This is a genomic window from Streptococcus sp. Marseille-Q6379 (genome assembly GCF_965119505.1).
Window position 1 is genome coordinate 603,134 of the sequence record NZ_CBCPLV010000002.1, and the last position, 18,719, is coordinate 621,852.

The following is an 18,719-nucleotide window of genomic DNA, read 5'->3' on the forward strand; positions in this document are numbered from 1 at the left end:
GTTACTCCATATCTCGTTTTTGGGCGATGAGCATCTGCAGGGCTTCCACCGCTGCATCCACATCACCGTGGTTACTTGATTCTCTTATTTGTTTACTTTGCTTACGAAAGTCCTGTTCCCTCAAAAAATGATTTCTACGCTCTTCGATAGCCTGAACTTCTTCAAGACTGGTTTCAGGTGGTAAAATCTCCTCTAAAACCTGATAATAGGCTGTTTGCACCTCTTGAGAAAGTAGAGACAAAGCTACGGTATCAATCTGACCATCTTGTTTCAGAATATGATAAAGTTCCTCTAACTCAGGTGTTTGGAAGAAAAACTCCTCTCTCATGCGATAGTCATTCAAAATCATAGGATGATTAAGTATACGATGGAAGAGTTGATTTTCCGCCCGACGAAGACCTGTAATCTTAGGTGTAGAAGGTAGTTTGACCGTCCCTCTGAATCCTGATGCTGAAGACTCATAAGCACTATTACTAGCAGCCGATAATTGAGCCGTCTGCTTATTCCTCATGGTCAACCGTTCGTTATTGACCGCTTGCTCGACTTGGAAAAAATCAAAGTCAGGCAAAAGGTCAGCCACCTTAGAAATGTAGGAATTTTGTGCCGTCACAGAAGGTGACTTGGCAATAATCTTAGCAATCTGCTCAACATAGGCAATCTCTGCTTGAAGATTGTCTACATTAGCAGGCTTGAGCTGTCCAATCCAAAATTCCACATCTGAAATGCGGGACTCGACCAAGAGTTTCCCCAAAGCCTCTTCGGATGTTTTCTGTAGATATTCATCAGGGTCCATATTGTCTGGAATTTTAACAATATCGACTTGAAAATCCGATAAAAGCTCAAGAGACTTGGCGATCGCATTTTGCCCAGCCTTATCACCATCATAGGTCAGAACAATTTTCTTGGTTAACTTACGAAGACGATTAACATGTTCAGGGGTCAACGCCGTCCCCATAGAAGCCACAGCATTAACATGCCCAGCCCTATAGGCAGCAATGACATCCATGAATCCCTCCATCAGATAGACTTCATGAGTCTTCTGAATCACCGGTTTAGCCTGATCGAGGTGATAAAGTTCATAAGACTTATTGAAAATGTGGGTAGCCCTTGTATTTTTGTACTTGGCTTGTCCTTTTTCAATATCGTCCTTAGTCCAAACACGCCCTGAAAAACCGATGGTCTTTCCAAACTCATTCTTAAGCGGAAACATGATTCGATTTTTAAAAGTATCGAAAAGACGATTACTTTCAGAAAGATTAAAAAGACCTGATTCTGTCAGCACCTCTTCGTCATATTTTTTTGATACAGACTGATAGAGATAATCTGGTTCGTCAGGGGCTAGACCAATCTGGAAGGTCTTAAGTAAATCGTCAGTCATGCCACGTTCATAGAGGTAGGCACGCGCTGCTTCTCCTATCTTAGTCGTCATCAAGACTGCGTGATAAAACTTAAGCGCATCCTCATGAAGATCATAGAAAGGTTGATTAGGAGAATTCTGCTGCTGAGCCTGTCTTGGTGCGTCTATCGTAACTGCAATACCTAAGCGGTCTGCCAGAACCTTGACACTTTCTTGGAAAGAAATCTGACGGTATTCCTCTAAAAATTTAAAGACATCTCCAGACTTTCCACAACCAAAGCAATGGTAAAACTGCCTATCCTCAATAACGTTGAATGAGGGAGTTTTTTCCTTATGGAAGGGGCATAAGCCAAGGTAATTACGACCTGCGCGATTAAGACTGACAACTTCACCAATCACGTCGACGATGTTGGTGCTGCTCTTAATATCTTCTATTAAAGCTTTATCAATCACCATCTAATCGCCCCCTATCTTACCATAATTGCATTACCCCTAATTATAACACGATGAAAAATGAAAGTAAAATAAAATTGATTTTACATGAGCAAATCTCTTGTCAAGATTTACAAAATCAGATAAAATATTAAAAGTAAATAAAAGAAAGGATTCATTGTCAAAATGATTAAAGAACTTAAAGACTTTTTGTTCAAGGGTAACGTCCTTGATCTTGCTGTAGCCGTTGTTATGGGGGCTGCTTTCAACGCTATCATCACTTCACTTGTTGGTGATATCATCACACCACTTATCCTTAACCCAGTTGTTAAGGCCGCTAACGTTGAAAACCTCTCTAAATTGTCATGGAACGGTATCGCATACGGTAGCTTCTTGAGCGCAGTTATCAACTTCATCATCGTTGGTACTACTCTCTTCTTCGTTGTTAAAGCTGCTAGCAAAGCAACTGCTCTTAGCAAAAAAGAAGCTGAAGATGCTGCTGAAGCAGCAGGTCCATCACAAGAAGAATTGCTTACTGAAATCCGCGACCTTCTTGCAAACAAATAATCTTTATTTGTTCAACTAAAGACATATGAAACTTAAGACGTCTGAAATCTCAGACGTCTTATTTTTTGTATCTCATACCTACTAACCGACTTCTTTATTCGATGAAAAGAAAAAAACTTGAGAAGACTCAAGCTTTTTTCTGTTAATTTCATTCTTAATTAGAATTTTTTACGTTTGCGAGCTGCCTCTGATTTACGTTTACGTTTTACAGAAGGTTTTTCGTAATGTTCACGTTTACGAGCCTCTTGAAGAGTACCAGCTTTAGTCACAGAACGTTTGAAACGACGAAGAGCGTCGTCAAGTGATTCGTTTTTACGTACTACTGTTTTTGACATTGAATTCACCTCCTCAAGATAATGTAACATTTTACACGTTCTATTCAAGTATACAAGACTCGCCTTTTTCTGTCAAGAAATATATTTAAGTTTAGGAATTTTTGCTATTACAGTTGACTTCTAAGTCTACTAAAACTATCCAAGTTTTTTCCTATACAAAAACTAGAGGAGGCATCTCCCCTAGCTACTGATTTATTCAACTGCTGTGTATTTAGAAGCATCCTTGATGTACTCGTCGTAAGTACCGTTGGCTTTCATTTTCTTGATGACTTTGTTGACTGCTTCTTTCAATTTGTCATTGCCTTTAGCCATTGCAACTGCTTTAGCATCACCATCGTCAACTTTGAGGGCAACACTTGCCAAAGCCAAATCTGGATTTTGTGCCACGTAACCTTCTGCTACTGGTTTTTCAAGGTCAACAGCATCAACTTGGCCAGATTTAACCTCGTTAATGGCTTCACCCATTGCTGTAAGTGATACAACTGTTGAATCCTTCAATTGTTTCTTAGTAAGTCCTTCTTCGATAGTACCTTTTTGAACAGCTACTTTTTTACCTTTAAAAGCATCAAGGCTTGAGTAGGTAGATTCTTGATCTTTACGAACGATGATAGCATTTTGTGTTTCGTAGTAAGGATCTGAGAAATCAAAGGTTTTCTTACGTTCATCTGTTACTGAAATACCAGAGATGGCAATATCAGCCTTACCAGCTTGAAGGCTAGAAAGGACATTGTCAAAGCTCATAGTTGTCACTTCGAGTTTAACTCCAAGTTCATCAGCAATAGCTTGTGCCAACTTGATGTCTGACCCGACAACTTGGTCTTTACCGTCTACCAATGTTTTGAACTCAAATGGTGCATAGTCAGGGCTAACAGCTACGACAAGTTTTTTATTTTCTTTAATAGATTCGTAAGCGTCTTTTTTTGACCCACATGCCACCAAAGTAACAGCAGCAAGGAGAGCCATGGCTCCAAGGAATAGTTTTTTCATAAGAAACTCCTGTATAAATATAATTTTTGCTCGTTTATTTTACTTAAAATTAGTGGTATTGTCAACATTTATTAAGAAATTGCGACAGTTTTTCTAAGCCCTTTTGAAGGACTTCCTTATCACAACAATAACCGATGCGGACATGGGACTCCTTGTCAAAACGGTTACCCGGAACCACAAGAACACCATAGTCCTGAAGAAGCTCCAAGGCAAAATCTTCGATAGGACGATTCACATCTAATTTGACGAAAGAGGTGGAAACACTAGCAGGCCTAACCCAAGACGCCTTAGGTTCTTTAGCAATCCAGACATCCATAAGGGCTAGATTTTCCTCTACAATCTGACGGTTGCGTTTCAAGATGGCCTCTTTATTTTCCAAGACAAGGGTAGCCACCATATCATCAAAGACTCCAGCACAAATCATCGTGTAGTCGCGGTAGTCACGTAGAATGTCCGCCACCTCAGTGTTAGAAGCTACCCAACCCACACGAATACCAGGAATGGAATAGGTCTTTGAAAGACTGTTGACGGCAATGCCCTTTTCATACAAATCCACAATAGAAGGTGCAGGTTGGTCAAAACTACGATAGACCTCATCTGAGAAGATATATGCATCTACTTCTTTAGCGATAGTCACAAGCTCCTCAAGGTAAGCAGTATTCATAAGGGCACCAGTAGGATTGTTGGCATTGTTAATGCAGATCATCTTGGTATTTGGGCGAATCAGACGGCGAAGTTGGTCCAAATCAGGCAACCAGTTATTGTCCTCCCCAATCTCCCAGAGGTCCACATCTGCTCCTAGTGACTTAGGAATATCATAGAGCTGCTGATAAGTTGGATACATGGAGATGACATGGTCTTCAGGCTCAATAAGAGCGTAAAGGGCTAGCATCGTCGCTCCTGTAGCCCCATTAGTTTGGAGGATATTATCAACCGGCATGTCCTTGTATAAGCTAGCCACTTGAGTTTTGAACTCTGGTGACCCTTCAATCCAGCCGTAATCCATCTTTTTCTTTAGTAGTTGAGCAAAAAAGGCTCCCTTATCAAGGCCTGATAAGTCAAATAATTCTTCCATTGTGAGGGCCTTAATTGAAACTCCTGCGATATCATATATGGCAGACTTTTCATGGACATTCAGCCATTCTTCAACACCAAAACGTGGTAGCTTCATAGTTTCTCCTTGCTTTTCTTAAGCACTCTATACGATGTCATTTGTCTATTTTGGCAGACTTACCTACTTTGATAATAACTGTTTTTAGCAGAGAATTCAATAAAAAATGGGGTATTGCCCCATTTAGATTTAAGAATTTTTGGCGACTCCCCTTGAGTGAGCAAAGCCAACACCAAACGAGACTTTCCGCCGTTGATGAAAGCACCTGAAATTGACTCATTTCGGGTACTCAGAAGTTTTAAATTTACTTACTTTGTTTGTAGGTTGATGCTTCTTTTAACCATTGGTCAAATTTTCCAGAGTCTTTAGTCTCTTTGATGACGGCATTGATTTCTTTAAGCAAGTCATCTGACCCCTTACGTGTTGCGACTGCATAAGCATCTGAACCGTCTGACTTGAGGTTAAAGTTGGCAAGGGTTAAATCATCATTTTGAGCGATATAACCTTCTGCAATGGCCTTCTCAAGTACAACTGCTTGAAGCTGTCCTGACTTGAGTTCATTAATCATTTCGCCATTTGAAGCCAGTGATACTACACTTGCCTTAGAAATTTGTTTCTTAGCAACGGTTTCTTGAACAGACCCTTTTTGCGTACCGACAGTTTGTTTTGCGAGACTATCAGTGCTTGTATAGTCATTTACCTTGTCTTTTTTGACAATCACTACATTTTCTGACGTATAGTAGCTGTCTGAAAAATCATAAACCTTCTTACGTTCATCTGTCACCGAAATCCCTGCAATGGCGATATCCGCTTTACCACTTTGCACGTTGGCAAGAACATTATCAAAAGACATCACGGAAAATTCAACCTTTACGCCGAGTTTTTCACCGATAGCTTTGGCCAACTCGATGTCTGCTCCAACTAGCGTATCTTTGCCGTTAACCAATGATTTGAACTCAAATGGTGCAAATTCTGATTCTGTTGCCACGACAATTTTCTTCTTTTCCTTAATCGTTTTGGGATTTACTCCCTGACTTCCGCTACAAGCAACTAGAAAGCAGGTAGCGACTAGAGCTGTAAGGATAAACCAAAATTTTTTCATATAATAACTCCTTATTTGCTAGAACTCTTAAGTGAAAGAGTGTAGGCATCTTGAACATAGCTGTCAATCTTACCTTCTTTTTTGAGTTTAGCGATAACCTTATTAACCTTTTCTTTTAGCTTATCGCTTCCTTTAGGCATCGCTACAGCATAGGCATCTTTTGAATCAGACTTGAGCGTGATGTCTGACACAGCTAGGTCGCTGTTTTGGTCTACATAACCTTTTGCAATGGCCTTTTCAAGAACTACTCCTTCAACTTGGCCAGACTTCAATTCATTGATGGCTTCGCCAGGTTGCGCCAAGGATACCACATTAGCATCTGACAAGTTGGCTTTGGCGATATTTTCTTGAATAGAACCTTTTTGAACAGCTACAGATTTTTTAGCAAAATCACCTGTTTCTTTGTAAGTTTCTGTCGCATCTTTTTTGACAACAAGAACCGTTTCAGACTCATAGTAGGTATCTGAGAAATCAAAGATTTTCTGACGTTCCTTAGTGGCAGAGATTCCGGAAATGGCGATGTCTGCTTTACCAGATTGAACATTTGCTAAGACATTATCAAAAGACATTTCAGAGAATTTGACTTTTACGCCAAGCTCATCTGCAATTGCCTTAGCAATTTCGACATCTGCCCCAACAATCGTATCCTTGCCATTTTGAATTGTCTTAAATTCAAAAGGAGCAAAGTGGGGATTAAGAGCAACTGTCAATGTCCCCTTATCTTTAACTTTATCTAAAGTGTTAGTCGATGACGAACAAGCAGCCAAAGCTGTCAAAACAAAGACACCTGCAAGTCCCAATAAAAGTTTTTTCCATGGTTTCATAATCAATCTCTTTTCTATATTTATTAACTATGTAAGTATAATAATGTATTATTATTCATTTGTCAATGGAAAACTAGACTTTTATTGATTATAATTTTTATTTTTATTAATTTTTTGCTAGTTAATCACTCGGAATCTCCTTTATTTTAAGCCATTCTATGTGTTTTTTTAAATGATAAAAAACTATTCATTCGCTTGAATAAATAGTTCATTTTATTACCAAAATTCTCGGATAAAGTCATTTTCGAGTCGCTCCCGATAGAAAAGTTCTGAGAGATTGTCTTCTTCAAAGACACGTAGCAGATTGAGCATGTCATAAGCTAAATCCATATTAGCTACCTCCTCTCGAGCAACCCAACGGACTTCTCCCTCTTCCGTTGAACGAAGATCCCCTTCAAAATCCGAAGTTCTATAAAGGAATACTAGATAACGCTCATCATCTGTCGTGTAAAAGTGCTTCATACCAACTAATTTAGGATTTTTGATGGTCAAGCCAGTTTCTTCTTTAACCTCACGGATAACTGATTCTACCAGACCTTCGTGGGCTTCAATGTGCCCACCAGGCAGGGCTGCTCCCGACCAGTAATAACGCTTGGGATCGCGGATTTGCATGACGATATTTCCACGGCCATCTTCGATGAGGCACATATTGGTCAAAATAGTTGCTTGTGAACGTGACATATATTTCCTTTCTTACTTATATTGCCTAAGTGATGTAACTAGCCTTAATCCATACTCTTCAGCTCAAGAACCATATCACGGATTTGAGCCGCCAATTCAAAGTCAAGCAGTTCTGCCGCTTCGTGCATTTGTTTTTGAAGTTTCTTGATGGCTTCTTGGCGTTCTTTCTTGTTCATAGCACTGTAGTCCACAGCATCCTCTGCCACTTCTGCTTCATTGACCTTGGTAATCGAAATAAGGTCCCGAATTTCTTTCTTAATCGTTTGTGGAGTGATACCGTGTTCCTTATTATAAGCCATTTGGATTTCACGACGGCGAGCTGTTTCATCCATGGCCTTCTGCATAGACTCCGTAATCTTATCCGCATACATGATAACGTGCCCTTCACTATTTCGGGCAGCACGTCCAATCGTTTGGATAAGCCCACGTTCATTACGAAGGAAACCTTCCTTATCAGCATCCAAAATAGCAACCAGACTAACCTCAGGAACGTCAATCCCCTCACGGAGAAGGTTAATCCCAATAAGAACATCAAAGACACCCAAACGCAAGTCACGAATAATCTCCGTACGCTCTAGGGTCTTAATATCAGAATGCATGTATTTGACCTTGACACCCATTTCCTTGAGGTAGTCCGTCAAGTCTTCAGCCATCTTCTTAGTCAAAGTTGTTACAAAGACACGCTCGCCTTTTTCAGTACGGGCATTAATTTCACCAAGGAGGTCATCCATTTGACCCATAGTTGGACGAACTTCGACTTCTGGATCAAGAAGTCCTGTCGGACGAATGATTTGCTCAACCACAGTCTCGGTCTGTTCTATCTCATAGTCACCTGGGGTAGCAGAAACATATACAATCTGATGCACATGACTCTCGAATTCTTCACGTCGAAGTGGACGGTTATCAAGCGCCGATGGCAAACGGAAACCGTAATCAACCAACATCTTCTTACGAGCTTGGTCCCCGTTATACATTCCCTTAATCTGACCCATTGTCATGTGACTTTCATCAATCATGATGAGGAAATCTTCTGGGAAGAAATCAAGCAAGGTGAAGGGTGGCTCGCCCTCTTTTCGCCCATCCATGTGTCGTGAGTAGTTTTCAACACCATTTGTGTAGCCCATCTCACGAAGCATTTCAACATCGTATTCTGTCCTTTGGCGGATACGTTGAGCCTCGATGAGCTTACCCTCAGCTTCAAATTGCTTAACCTGAGCTTCCATCTCTTCCATAATATTCTTTATGGCCTCTTCCATATGCTCTTCATTAGTCATAAAGTGAGTCGCCGGGAAAAGAACAAGGTGCTCGACTTCACCGAGATTGCGTCCTGTCAAACTCTCAATCTCACAAATGCGGTCAATCTCATCACCGAAAAATTCGACACGAAAGGCGTGCTCATCACGGCTGGCAGGAAAAATTTCGACCACATCGCCACGCACACGGAATTTCCCACGTTGGAAATCAATATCGTTTCGCTCAAACTGGATATCAACTAGGTCATTTAGCAGCTTGTCTCGAGAAATCTCTTGGCCTGGACGAAGACTAACCGCTGAATCAGCATATTCTTTGGGCGAACCCAAACCGTAAATACAAGAAACAGAAGCCACAACGATAACATCATTACGCTCAAGGAGGGCCGACGTTGCTGAGTGTCGTAGCTTATCAATTTCATCATTTACAGAACTATCTTTTTCGATATAGGTATCTGATGACGGTACATAGGCCTCTGGCTGATAGAAATCATAGTAGGAAACGAAGTATTCCACAGCATTGTCTGGGAAAAACTCCTTGAATTCTCCGTAAAGCTGACCTGCCAAAGTTTTATTGTGGGCGATAACCAAGGTTGGTTTATTCACGCGCTGGATGACCTGACTCATGGTATAGGTCTTACCTGTCCCTGTCGCTCCCTTTAGGATTTGAGCCTTCTCCCCACCTTCGATATTATCAACCAAGGTTTCGATGGCCTGAGGTTGGTCCCCAGAAGGTTCATATTTAGAAACCAAATGAAATTGGTTGTCTTCTTTTCTATCTATCATTCTTTTTCCTTTCATTTATGTAATCATTCATCTCTTGGTCGGAGAAAAATTCTCCACTACTGATGGGAATATGTATCATTCGTGTCTCAGCAACGTATTTGCGCTTTCTTCGTGTCTGATAACCGAGTTTTTTATCATATTTCAAGGCCGTTTTACTATCTTTGAAAAAAATGTATAAAACTCTATACCTCTTCCTTTCCCAAGACCTTATATTCCCGAAATCATAGATACGTTTTAGGATATAGTATATAGCTGATGAGTGTTTTGCATCATCCATTGGCGTTGACCAGTCCTTCATAACAAAGTCAATTTCAGACAGCGGAATCTCAAAGGTTACTCGTCCACATAACCTTCCATAATAAATAAAGGTATCATTGTTGATTTCCAATATTTTTTTATGACCTTTAAGTCTCACAATACCGTCAACTAAATTAATCAGAGCATGAAGAAATATTAGTAAAATGAAGAAGGCAACACAGTTATCCACAAAATTCCCAAAACGATAATCATCTATAAGAAACCAGCAGAATAAACTGGTGGAAGCGATAAGAAGTATAAGTCCATAGACAATCTGTACCCAAATCATACCTCGCTCAAGCTTAACTATCATCTCTTCCTCTTTTCCAAGCTTTCTTCTATTTTAACACAGAAGTAAAAAGACCGAGTCTTTGAACTCAGCCTTAAAAGTTTTCATTCTTCAATTGTAATCGAAGAATGATGATACCTACCACCAGAACCACACAGGTAACGATATTCCCTTCTAGGCCAAAGGCCCCACCTGACAACCAATCAGGTACACCTGACCTGGCCTGAAAGTGCAATAAGCTGCCACCTGCATTCTGTCCACTAACTGACACGCCAACTAGATTTCCTTGCGCAAAGTTCCAAGCACCGTGAAGAGCAGCGACCCCCCAGATATTATCTGTCTTGAGCATGTAAAGAGCCATGAGAACACCCACTAGAACAATACTGATGAGAGACAAGGCGGTAACTCCTTGATTTCCCAAGTGTAGCATTGAAAAGAGAGAACTTGAAATAGCAATTCCCCAAGAAAGGTTCAATCTATTAGTCACCGTCTGAAGCAACCAACCACGTGTCACCAGTTCCTCGGTTCCACCTTGGATAAACCAGAAAGGTATTAGGGAAAGTATGTATAAGAGGGTTTTCTGCGAAAAGTCTACCTTCACAAATTCTAAACCGCCTAGTAAATAAGTCCCAAGGAAACTAACTAACAAGAGCAAAGTTCCAAGTCCCCAACCCTTAAGCAAGTTCAACCAAATATGACCCTTGAAAAATCCAAGTGTACGAATGGGACGTTTTTCAACAACTTTAACCCAGAAAAAGATAGCTAAGGCAGTAAAGGCAAAGGCTCCCAACTGAAAATACAAGGTTGAAAATATTTTATAGTAAATCGAATGTGTATCCTGGAACTGAATGTTGCCATTTAATACTAAGAACGAAAGAACAATAGCCATTGGAATTCCCACAACAATCCCTGATAGAAATCCACTTATAAGGAAATAACCAAAGGCAATAAAACAGGACAGCATAATCATAAGCCAACTTGGGACTTTATCATATAGGCTAGTATATTTCTCAAGCATACGTTTCTTCATTTTTTTAGCTCCTGTAACAAATCTTACATGTATTCGATTACAGTGTAACTAATTGACACAAGCTTGTCAAATTCTTCTAAAACTCTTCTCATATCTAACGAACTTTGTTACATTTCCTAACATCAAACTCCTAGAAGTTTGATAACAAGACCTTTTTTTGATAGAATAGGAAGGTATTTTATAAAGGAGACTTTTTATAATGAAGAAAAAACTTCTGACACTCTTCTTGAGTGTCATGTCAGTTTTCTTTGTTTTCGGAGCTAAGGTATCTGCCGAGACTATCTCAGTCGTTTCAGATACAGCCTATGCCCCATTTGAATTCAAAGATTCTGATCAGACCTACAAGGGTATCGACGTTGATATCATCAACGAAGTTGCCAAACGTAAAAATTGGGACGTTAACCAAACCTTCCCTGGTTTCGATGCAGCTGTCAATGCTGTTCAATCAGGCCAAGCTGACGCCCTTATGGCCGGTACTACTGTTACCGACGCACGTAAGAAGGTCTTTACTTTCTCAGACACCTATTACGACACCTCAATTGTTATCTACACACGTAGTAGCGATAAAGTCAGCGACTACAAACAATTGAAGGGTAAAACAGTCGGTGTTAAAAACGGTACCGCTGCTCAAACTTGGCTTGATAAAAATGCTAGCAAATATGGTTTCACTGTTAAAACTTTTGACACTAGCGACTTGATGAACAACAGCTTGGATTCTGGTTCTGTTGATGCAGCTATGGACGACACACCAGTTGTTAAATACGCTATTGGTCAAGGAAAAGACTACGCTATCAACATTAAGCCTGAATCTATCGGTAGCTTCGCTTTCGCTGTTAAAAAAGGTGGAAAACACGAAGATCTTATCAAAGATTTCAACGAAGCTCTTAAGGAAATGAAGAATGACGGCACCTACGACAAAATCATGAACAAATGGTTGGGTGACTCATCAAAATCTTCTTCATCAAAACCTTCAGCAGATCTTAAATTGACTGGTGATGCCAACGCAAAAGCCACTCCTGCTAAGGAAACCTACACTATCTCAATGGACTCATCTTTTGCTCCATTCGAATACCAAAATGGTTCAGGTAAATATGTAGGTATCGATGTCGATATCATCAATGCCATTGCTAAAAACCAAGGTTTCAATGTCAAATTGACAAACCCTGGTTTCGATGCATCACTTAATGCTGTACAATCTAGCCAAGCTGATGCCGTATTGGCTGGTATGACCATCACTGATGCTCGTAAACAAATCTTTGACTTCTCTGATCCTTACTACACATCAAACATTCGTTTGGCTGTAGCTAAAGGAAGTAAGGTTAAATCTTACAAGGATCTCAAAGGTAAGACTGTAGGAGCTAAAAATGGTACGTCATCTTACTCATGGTTGGAAGACCACGCTGGTGAATATGGCTTTACTGTTCGTGCTTACGATGAAGCTTCTACTATGTACGACAGCTTGAACTCTGGTTCAATCGATGCTCTTATGGATGATGAAGCCGTTCTTCTATACGCTATCCAACAAGGGCGTAACTTTACAACACCAATTGAAGGTATTGCTACTGGCGAAGTCGGCTTTGCTGTTAAAAAAGGTGCTAATCCTGAGTTGATTGAAATGTTCAACAATGGTTTGGCTGCTATCGTGAAAGATGGTACTTACGATAAGATTATCAATAAATACCTCGATAGCAACAAATCAAAAGAAGGAAGCTCAAAAAAAGCTACCGATGAAACAACCATTGTAGGCTTGATTAAAAACAACTACAAACAACTTCTCCAAGGTCTTGGAATTACCCTTGGTTTGACCCTTCTTTCATTTGCTATTGCTATGATTATCGGTGTTATCTTCGGTATGATGGCAGTTGCACCAAACAAGACACTTCGTGTGATTTCACAAGTCTTTGTTGACGTGGTTCGTGGTATCCCATTGATGATCGTTGCAGCCTTCATCTATTGGGGTATTCCTAACTTGATTGAAAACATCACTGGTCACCAGTCACCAATCAATGATTTTGTGGCAGCGACAATTGCCCTTTCACTTAACGGTGGTGCTTACATTGCCGAAATTGTACGTGGTGGTATCGAAGCTGTCCCAATTGGTCAGATGGAAGCCAGCCGAAGCTTGGGTGTTCCTTACAATACAACAATGCGTAAGGTCATCTTGCCACAGGCGGTTCGCTTGATGTTGCCAAACTTCATCAACCAATTTGTTATCTCATTGAAAGATACGACTATCGTATCAGCTATCGGTTTGGTTGAACTCTTCCAAACTGGTAAAATCATCATTGCTCGTAACTACCAATCATTCCGTATGTATGCGATCTTGGCCATCCTTTACTTGGTCATCATCACATGCTTGACGAAATTGGCTAAACGACTAGAAAAGAGACTTAAATAATGGCTGAATTGAAAATCGATGTGCAGGACTTGCACAAATCATACGGCGACAATGAAGTCCTTAAAGGCATTGACGCCAAATTCTACGAAGGTGACGTTGTATGTATCATCGGTCCTTCAGGTTCAGGTAAATCAACCTTCCTTCGTACCCTTAACCTACTTGAGACAGTGACATCTGGTAAAGTAGTCGTTGATGGCTATGAATTATCAGACCCTAAAACAAATCTTGACAAAACCCGTGAAAATATCGGGATGGTCTTCCAACATTTCAACCTCTTCCCACACATGACAGTCCTTGAAAACGTAACATTTGCACCTGTTGAACTTGGACGTATGAACAAGGAAGAAGCTGATAAATTAGCTATGGATCTTCTTGATCGTGTTGGACTTGCTGACAAAGCCGATGCTACACCTGATAGCTTGTCAGGTGGGCAAAAGCAACGTGTGGCAATTGCACGTGGTTTGGCGATGAATCCTGACATCATGCTCTTTGACGAACCTACTTCTGCCCTTGACCCCGAAATGGTCGGAGACGTTCTTAATGTTATGAAAGAATTGGCAGAGCAAGGTATGACCATGATTATCGTTACTCACGAAATGGGATTTGCCCGTCAGGTAGCCAACCGAGTAATCTTTACTGCGGACGGTGAGTTCCTCGAAGATGGTTCGCCAGATCAAATCTTCGATAACCCACAACACCCACGTTTGAAAGAATTCTTGGACAAGGTTCTAAACGCTTAATCATCACAACAGTTACTCTTGCTAGAGTAGCTGTTTTTGATTACCAATTTGGATAAGAAAAAAACAGAGCAAGTGCTAGACTTGCTCTGTTTCTTCATTTAATTCAGGGTGTTTTGCTGCTTCTTCCCTTGCCAAACGTTCACGCTCAAGACGGAGTTTTCGGTTAGGATTTAAGCGCGTAAAGAGTTCTTCAAGTTTCTTTGGATTCCAAACATCGGCCGCAGAAACAAAGTTCCCATCTTTATCCCTGAAGGATATCGGTTTATCTCCCATTGTAAACCTCTTATTTCAATATTTTTATATTTCACTGACTTTACGCAGTTAGTGAGGTTGATAGGCAATCCGCCATAGCGGCTGCCGTAGACTATCAAGTGCTTGGCACTTAGAGAGTCTTGCATGGTCACGACACGGAGCAAAGTCGGTCGATTATACCGACTTTACGCAGTTAGTGAGGTTGAGAGGCAGTCCGCCATAGCGGCTGCCGTAGACTATCAAGTGCTTGGCACTTAGAGAGTCTTTCATGGTCACGACACGAAGGAAAGTCGGTCGATTATACCGACTTTACGCAGTTAGTGAGGTTGATAGGCAATCCGCCATAGCGGCTGCCGTAGACTATCAAGTGCTTGGCACTTAGAGAGTCTTGCACGGTCACGACACGAAGGAAAGTCGGTCGATTATACCGACTTTGCGCAGTTAGTGAGGTTGATAGGCAGAACGCCATAGCGGCTGCCGTAGACTATCAAGTGCTTCAGCACTTAGAGAGTCTTTCAACGTCAATCCACAAACTCAAACTCAAAGTTACCAATACGAACGATATCGCCATCCTTAGCACCACGTTCACGAAGCGCTTCATCAACTCCCATACCACGCAATTGACGTGCAAATTTCATGATTGATTCGTCACGTTCCATGTTGGTCATAACAAAGAGTTTTTCAAGTTTCTCACCAGAAAGTACCCATGAGGCATCGTCATCACGGCTAATTTCAAATGGACGTTCATCCTCGTTAAAGCCGTAGTAAACTTCTTCTTGTTCCATATCATCTTCGCTATAAAGCAAGAATTCGTCTGTCTCATCAAGCAATTTTGCAGTAGCTTCTAAGAGATTTTCCAAACCTTGGTGAGCCAAACTTGAAATTGGGAAAATTTGTGGCAACTCATCGAATTCATCGTAGTTAGCAGCCAATTTTTCCTTAAACTCTTTCAAGTTTTCCTCAGCCTCAGGCATGTCCATCTTATTAGCCACAATAATTTGTGGGCGTTCCATCAAGCGTAAGTTGTAAGTTTCCAACTCTTTATTGATCTGAAGATAATCCTCGTAAGGATCACGTCCTTCACTCGCTGACATATCAATCACATGGAGGATAACACGTGTACGCTCAATGTGGCGAAGGAACTGCGTTCCCAAACCAACACCCTGACTAGCACCCTCAATCAATCCTGGAAGGTCAGCCATAGCAAAGCTCTCACCTGACTTAGTACGGACCATTCCCAAGTTAGGAACAATTGTCGTAAAATGATAGGCACCAATCTTTGGTTTTGCTGCCGTTACTACACTGAGAATCGTTGATTTACCAACAGATGGGAAACCAACCAAACCAACATCAGCCAAAATCTTCAATTCCAATTGAAGTTCGCGTTCTTCACCTGGTTCACCATTTTCAGCGATTTCAGGAGCAGGGTTACGAGGTGTTGCAAAACGGATATTTCCTCGACCACCACGTCCACCGTGAGCAATGACAAACTCTTGACCATCTTCAACTAAATCAGTAATAACTTTGCCGGTCTCAGCATCACGAACTGTCGTACCTGGCGGGATGCTAACGATGAGGTCTTCAGCACCTCGACCGTGCATTCCCTTGGTCATCCCTTTTTCGCCATTCTTAGCCTTGAATTTACGGTTATAACGGAAATCCATAAGGGTACGCAAGCCTTCGTCAACCTTGAAAATGACTGAGCCACCCTTACCACCGTCACCGCCCCAAGGACCGCCATTGGGTACATATTTCTCACGACGGAAAGCGACCATCCCGTCACCACCACGACCAGCTTTGACACTAATCTTGGCTGTATCTAAAAACATACTCATCTCTATATCTCTCTTTCTGATTCATGTGTCCTATATCAAGACATTCTCATATGAGAAAATTTCTGACAGACACAAAAAAACGCCTGATAGCGTCTTAAAGGACAGCTGCGACTGCTTGGAAAATCAATGCCCCAACTGTTACTAATAGCATAATCAAAACGACCAATACTGTTAGACGTTCAAAAAATGATTTCTTACGTGGTCCGTTATCTCCAAATGCCACTTGAATTTACCTCGTTTTTTCTTCTATTATTCACAATAATAGTAACAAAAATCTGCCCATTTCGCAACTCTTAACTAGCTTAAGCCAAAGGAATTCCAAAAACAGCTAAAGCTTCCAACTCCTCCTCGGTTAAACGTCGCCAAGCACCAAGTTCTAAATCATCCGGCAGACTTAAAGGCCCCATACTCATACGTTGTAACTCTGTCACTTCCTTACCACAAGCAGCTACCATACGCTTAACCTGATGGAATTTCCCCTCAGCAATGGTAATCTGAACCAAGCTAGTCCCAGCATCCCTATCTACGGATACAATCTCTAGTTTAGCTGGTTGGCAAGTGTGGTCTTTGAGTTCAATCCCTTTTTCAAAAGCCAGAATATCCTCCTGATCCATGATACCATCCACCTTGGCTTGATAAATCTTGTCCACATGTTTCTTTGGAGATAGCATGGCGTGAGCTAAGTCACCATTATTGGTCAATAGAAGAAGACCATGAGTGTCAATATCCAAACGACCAACAGGAAAGACCTGCTTATGTCTTGCTGTGTCATCGAGTAAATCGAGCACTGTCTTGTGACGGGCATCCTCTGTTGCTGAAATGACACCCTGAGGCTTATTTAAAAGATAGTAAACAAAGGTCTCATGTGTCAGCTCCTGACCCAAGTAAGCAATTCGGTCTTTATTCTCATCAATCTGAGCCTTAGGTGACGTCTCCACTTGACCATTTACAGTCACTTGCTTCTTTTTTAGAAAGATCTTGACCTGACTACGACTCCCGACACCACAGTCTACCAAAAACTTATCCAGACGCATCTAAACTTCCTCCTTTATTGGAATCCAAACTTCCATTTCATAATCTTCAGCCTGACGATTTCCTGGGAGATAAACCTCTACAGTGGGCTGGTCAATCATTTCAAAATGGTTCTTAGCATAGTGAAAACTCTCCCAAACAGCTGCCGTTGCAGGCCCTCTAAGTTTAAATACCGCATAAGTAGCTGGTGCTAGAGCAATCATTTCCATACTATCATCCTCACCAGCCAAGGCTGTTACATAAGTCTTGCGACCGCCATCATTGATCCGAATGCCATAGGTAGGAACAGCCAAATCATCTTGTTCTGCTAAAAAAGGTACCCAAAGGAAGTCTGTTGGCTTACCTAATTCCTCACCTTCAAAAGCCATCCCTGAAAAACTCAAAAACCCCTTCCGAACAACCCTCACATCATAACGAACGGTTACTAAATCCAACTTTTGAATCACCTTTTTTAGTTTTGTCAGCTCAAATGGAACCTCGTCCGCTAGGACATAGGAAATCTTTTCTACAAATGCTTCTTTTTCGGCATTACCAGAGCCTATAGGAACCAAGACCCAATCTTCTGCTGCAACACTTTGATCTTCACAAAGGTAGGTAAAATGCTTTCCACCTTCGTTAAAAGACACATCAGCTAAACGAAAAAGAGGTTCAGGCAAATCGACAACCACCATCTCAAGCCCGTTTGCCTTAAACAAGAGCTCTTGATCCCTTAAACGAGCCTTCATAGCCAAGCTATCACTATCAATAGAAAAGCTGTTATCCGTGTCCATTACAGACTGAAAGAAGGCCTGGTGTAAACCTGAAAAAGTCCAGACAGCATGCCAACGACACATCATCTCATAATCGTCAATGGTCACCAGAAGAGAGAGCTCCTGCTGGTCAGATGCATAGGAATATGCTTGAACGCCCAGTTGGTTTGGTGTCAGGTAGTCATTAACAAAGACCGCAAAGTCATCCATGGTTTGAAAATCTGACATAAACGCTCCTTTTCTATTCCTCGACCGAGCCTGTCACATACATGGTAAATGTAGCCCTTGTAAGGATTTTCTCTTCCTGATTAGTAATGACAACTTCCACCACCTTAGTCGTCTTACCATTATGAACACAAAATCCCTCAATCTTGAGTTGGTCAGACAAATGCCCTGCCTTGAGATAATTGATATTAGACTGAAGCGTCACCGCATAGTCACCTGTTGAAATGGCCACGAGCCCTGCGACCTGATCACAAAGCGTAAACAAATACCCTCCGTGAGCATTACCAAAATAATTCAGGGACTTCTCGACTACCTTAGTTGTCACGATAACATGTCCCGTTTCAAATAGTTCTTCTTGAAAATTCTCAAATACACGGATCTCATGTAGTTTGTCTTCCATAGCAAGCCCTCCTATCGTTGCTCATTCCACACCTAGTGAA

19 protein-coding genes are annotated in these 18,719 nt (G+C 41.2%); 3 read left to right on the forward strand and 16 right to left on the reverse strand.

Translation table 11 applies throughout. The features are described from left to right. Position 1 precedes the first annotated feature (1 nt). The gene (gene dnaG, locus ACWPVZ_RS09400; RefSeq protein ID WP_064524149.1) at positions 2 to 1,813 is read right to left on the reverse strand and encodes a DNA primase; all 1,812 of its coding nucleotides are present in this window, start codon (positions 1,811 to 1,813) and stop codon (positions 2 to 4) included. Between the two features lie 162 nt (positions 1,814 to 1,975). On the opposite strand from dnaG, the gene mscL reads away from it, so the two are divergent. After that, positions 1,976 to 2,356 (forward strand): large conductance mechanosensitive channel protein MscL, encoded by a 381-nt coding sequence (mscL, locus tag ACWPVZ_RS09405; protein ID WP_037601679.1) that lies wholly within the window; start codon positions 1,976 to 1,978, stop codon positions 2,354 to 2,356. A gap of 158 nt (positions 2,357 to 2,514) precedes the next feature. On the opposite strand, the gene rpsU is transcribed toward mscL, so the two are convergent. The 9 genes from rpsU to ACWPVZ_RS09450 form a co-directional block, all read right to left on the reverse strand. Beyond that, on the reverse strand, positions 2,515 to 2,691 hold the full coding sequence (gene rpsU, locus ACWPVZ_RS09410; protein ID WP_002884573.1) for a 30S ribosomal protein S21: 177 nt from the start codon (positions 2,689 to 2,691) through the stop codon (positions 2,515 to 2,517). 192 nt (positions 2,692 to 2,883) lie between these two features. Next, the gene (locus ACWPVZ_RS09415) at positions 2,884 to 3,678 is read right to left on the reverse strand and encodes a transporter substrate-binding domain-containing protein (RefSeq protein WP_002891479.1); all 795 of its coding nucleotides are present in this window, start codon (positions 3,676 to 3,678) and stop codon (positions 2,884 to 2,886) included. A gap of 61 nt (positions 3,679 to 3,739) precedes the next feature. Next, positions 3,740 to 4,849, reverse strand: coding sequence for an aminotransferase (locus ACWPVZ_RS09420; RefSeq protein WP_454381885.1), 1,110 nt, complete (start codon positions 4,847 to 4,849; stop codon positions 3,740 to 3,742). 244 nt (positions 4,850 to 5,093) lie between these two features. Then, positions 5,094 to 5,891 carry a transporter substrate-binding domain-containing protein gene (locus ACWPVZ_RS09425; protein WP_454381886.1) on the reverse strand — a complete coding sequence of 266 codons (798 nt, stop codon included), beginning with the start codon at positions 5,889 to 5,891 and terminating at the stop codon, positions 5,094 to 5,096. Between the two features lie 11 nt (positions 5,892 to 5,902). After that, positions 5,903 to 6,715, reverse strand: coding sequence for a transporter substrate-binding domain-containing protein (locus ACWPVZ_RS09430; RefSeq protein WP_454381887.1), 813 nt, complete (start codon positions 6,713 to 6,715; stop codon positions 5,903 to 5,905). A gap of 216 nt (positions 6,716 to 6,931) precedes the next feature. Beyond that, a complete protein-coding gene (locus ACWPVZ_RS09435) occupies positions 6,932 to 7,396 on the reverse strand; it encodes an NUDIX domain-containing protein (RefSeq protein ID WP_454381888.1) in 465 nt (154 codons plus the stop codon). A 44-nt stretch (positions 7,397 to 7,440) separates the two neighbouring features. Then, entirely contained in the window at positions 7,441 to 9,432 is a 1,992-nt protein-coding gene (gene uvrB, locus ACWPVZ_RS09440; protein ID WP_454381889.1) for an excinuclease ABC subunit UvrB, read from the reverse strand. Further along, a complete protein-coding gene (locus ACWPVZ_RS09445) occupies positions 9,422 to 10,042 on the reverse strand; it encodes a hypothetical protein (RefSeq protein WP_454381890.1) in 621 nt (206 codons plus the stop codon). Before ACWPVZ_RS09445 ends, uvrB begins: the two co-directional genes overlap by 11 nt. Positions 10,043 to 10,112: 70 nt before the next feature. Then, on the reverse strand, positions 10,113 to 11,048 hold the full coding sequence (locus ACWPVZ_RS09450) for a CPBP family intramembrane glutamic endopeptidase (RefSeq protein WP_454381891.1): 936 nt from the start codon (positions 11,046 to 11,048) through the stop codon (positions 10,113 to 10,115). Positions 11,049 to 11,247: 199 nt separating this feature from the next. Here ACWPVZ_RS09450 and ACWPVZ_RS09455 point away from each other — a divergent pair, with 199 nt between their 5' ends. Both ACWPVZ_RS09455 and ACWPVZ_RS09460 read left to right on the forward strand, forming a co-directional pair. Continuing rightward, a complete protein-coding gene (locus tag ACWPVZ_RS09455) occupies positions 11,248 to 13,446 on the forward strand; it encodes an ABC transporter substrate-binding protein/permease (protein ID WP_454381892.1) in 2,199 nt (732 codons plus the stop codon). Continuing rightward, the gene (locus ACWPVZ_RS09460) at positions 13,446 to 14,186 is read left to right on the forward strand and encodes an amino acid ABC transporter ATP-binding protein (RefSeq protein ID WP_454381893.1); all 741 of its coding nucleotides are present in this window, start codon (positions 13,446 to 13,448) and stop codon (positions 14,184 to 14,186) included. Before ACWPVZ_RS09455 ends, ACWPVZ_RS09460 begins: the two co-directional genes overlap by 1 nt. A gap of 75 nt (positions 14,187 to 14,261) precedes the next feature. On the opposite strand, the gene ACWPVZ_RS09465 is transcribed toward ACWPVZ_RS09460, so the two are convergent. The 6 genes from ACWPVZ_RS09465 to ACWPVZ_RS09490 form a co-directional block, all read right to left on the reverse strand. Next, positions 14,262 to 14,459 (reverse strand): hypothetical protein, encoded by a 198-nt coding sequence (locus ACWPVZ_RS09465; protein ID WP_002884415.1) that lies wholly within the window; start codon positions 14,457 to 14,459, stop codon positions 14,262 to 14,264. A 500-nt stretch (positions 14,460 to 14,959) separates the two neighbouring features. Continuing rightward, positions 14,960 to 16,273: a GTPase ObgE gene (obgE, locus tag ACWPVZ_RS09470; protein ID WP_002891491.1), complete on the reverse strand. Its 1,314-nt coding sequence runs from the start codon at positions 16,271 to 16,273 to the stop codon at positions 14,960 to 14,962. A gap of 94 nt (positions 16,274 to 16,367) precedes the next feature. After that, positions 16,368 to 16,496 (reverse strand): DUF4044 domain-containing protein, encoded by a 129-nt coding sequence (locus ACWPVZ_RS09475; protein WP_002884629.1) that lies wholly within the window; start codon positions 16,494 to 16,496, stop codon positions 16,368 to 16,370. A 79-nt stretch (positions 16,497 to 16,575) separates the two neighbouring features. Beyond that, a complete protein-coding gene (locus ACWPVZ_RS09480) occupies positions 16,576 to 17,307 on the reverse strand; it encodes a pseudouridine synthase (protein ID WP_002891492.1) in 732 nt (243 codons plus the stop codon). Beyond that, positions 17,308 to 18,282 (reverse strand): GyrI-like domain-containing protein, encoded by a 975-nt coding sequence (locus ACWPVZ_RS09485; protein WP_454381894.1) that lies wholly within the window; start codon positions 18,280 to 18,282, stop codon positions 17,308 to 17,310. It abuts the gene before it with no gap. A gap of 13 nt (positions 18,283 to 18,295) precedes the next feature. Beyond that, on the reverse strand, positions 18,296 to 18,679 hold the full coding sequence (locus tag ACWPVZ_RS09490; protein ID WP_073950294.1) for a PaaI family thioesterase: 384 nt from the start codon (positions 18,677 to 18,679) through the stop codon (positions 18,296 to 18,298). Positions 18,680 to 18,719: the final 40 nt, after the last annotated feature.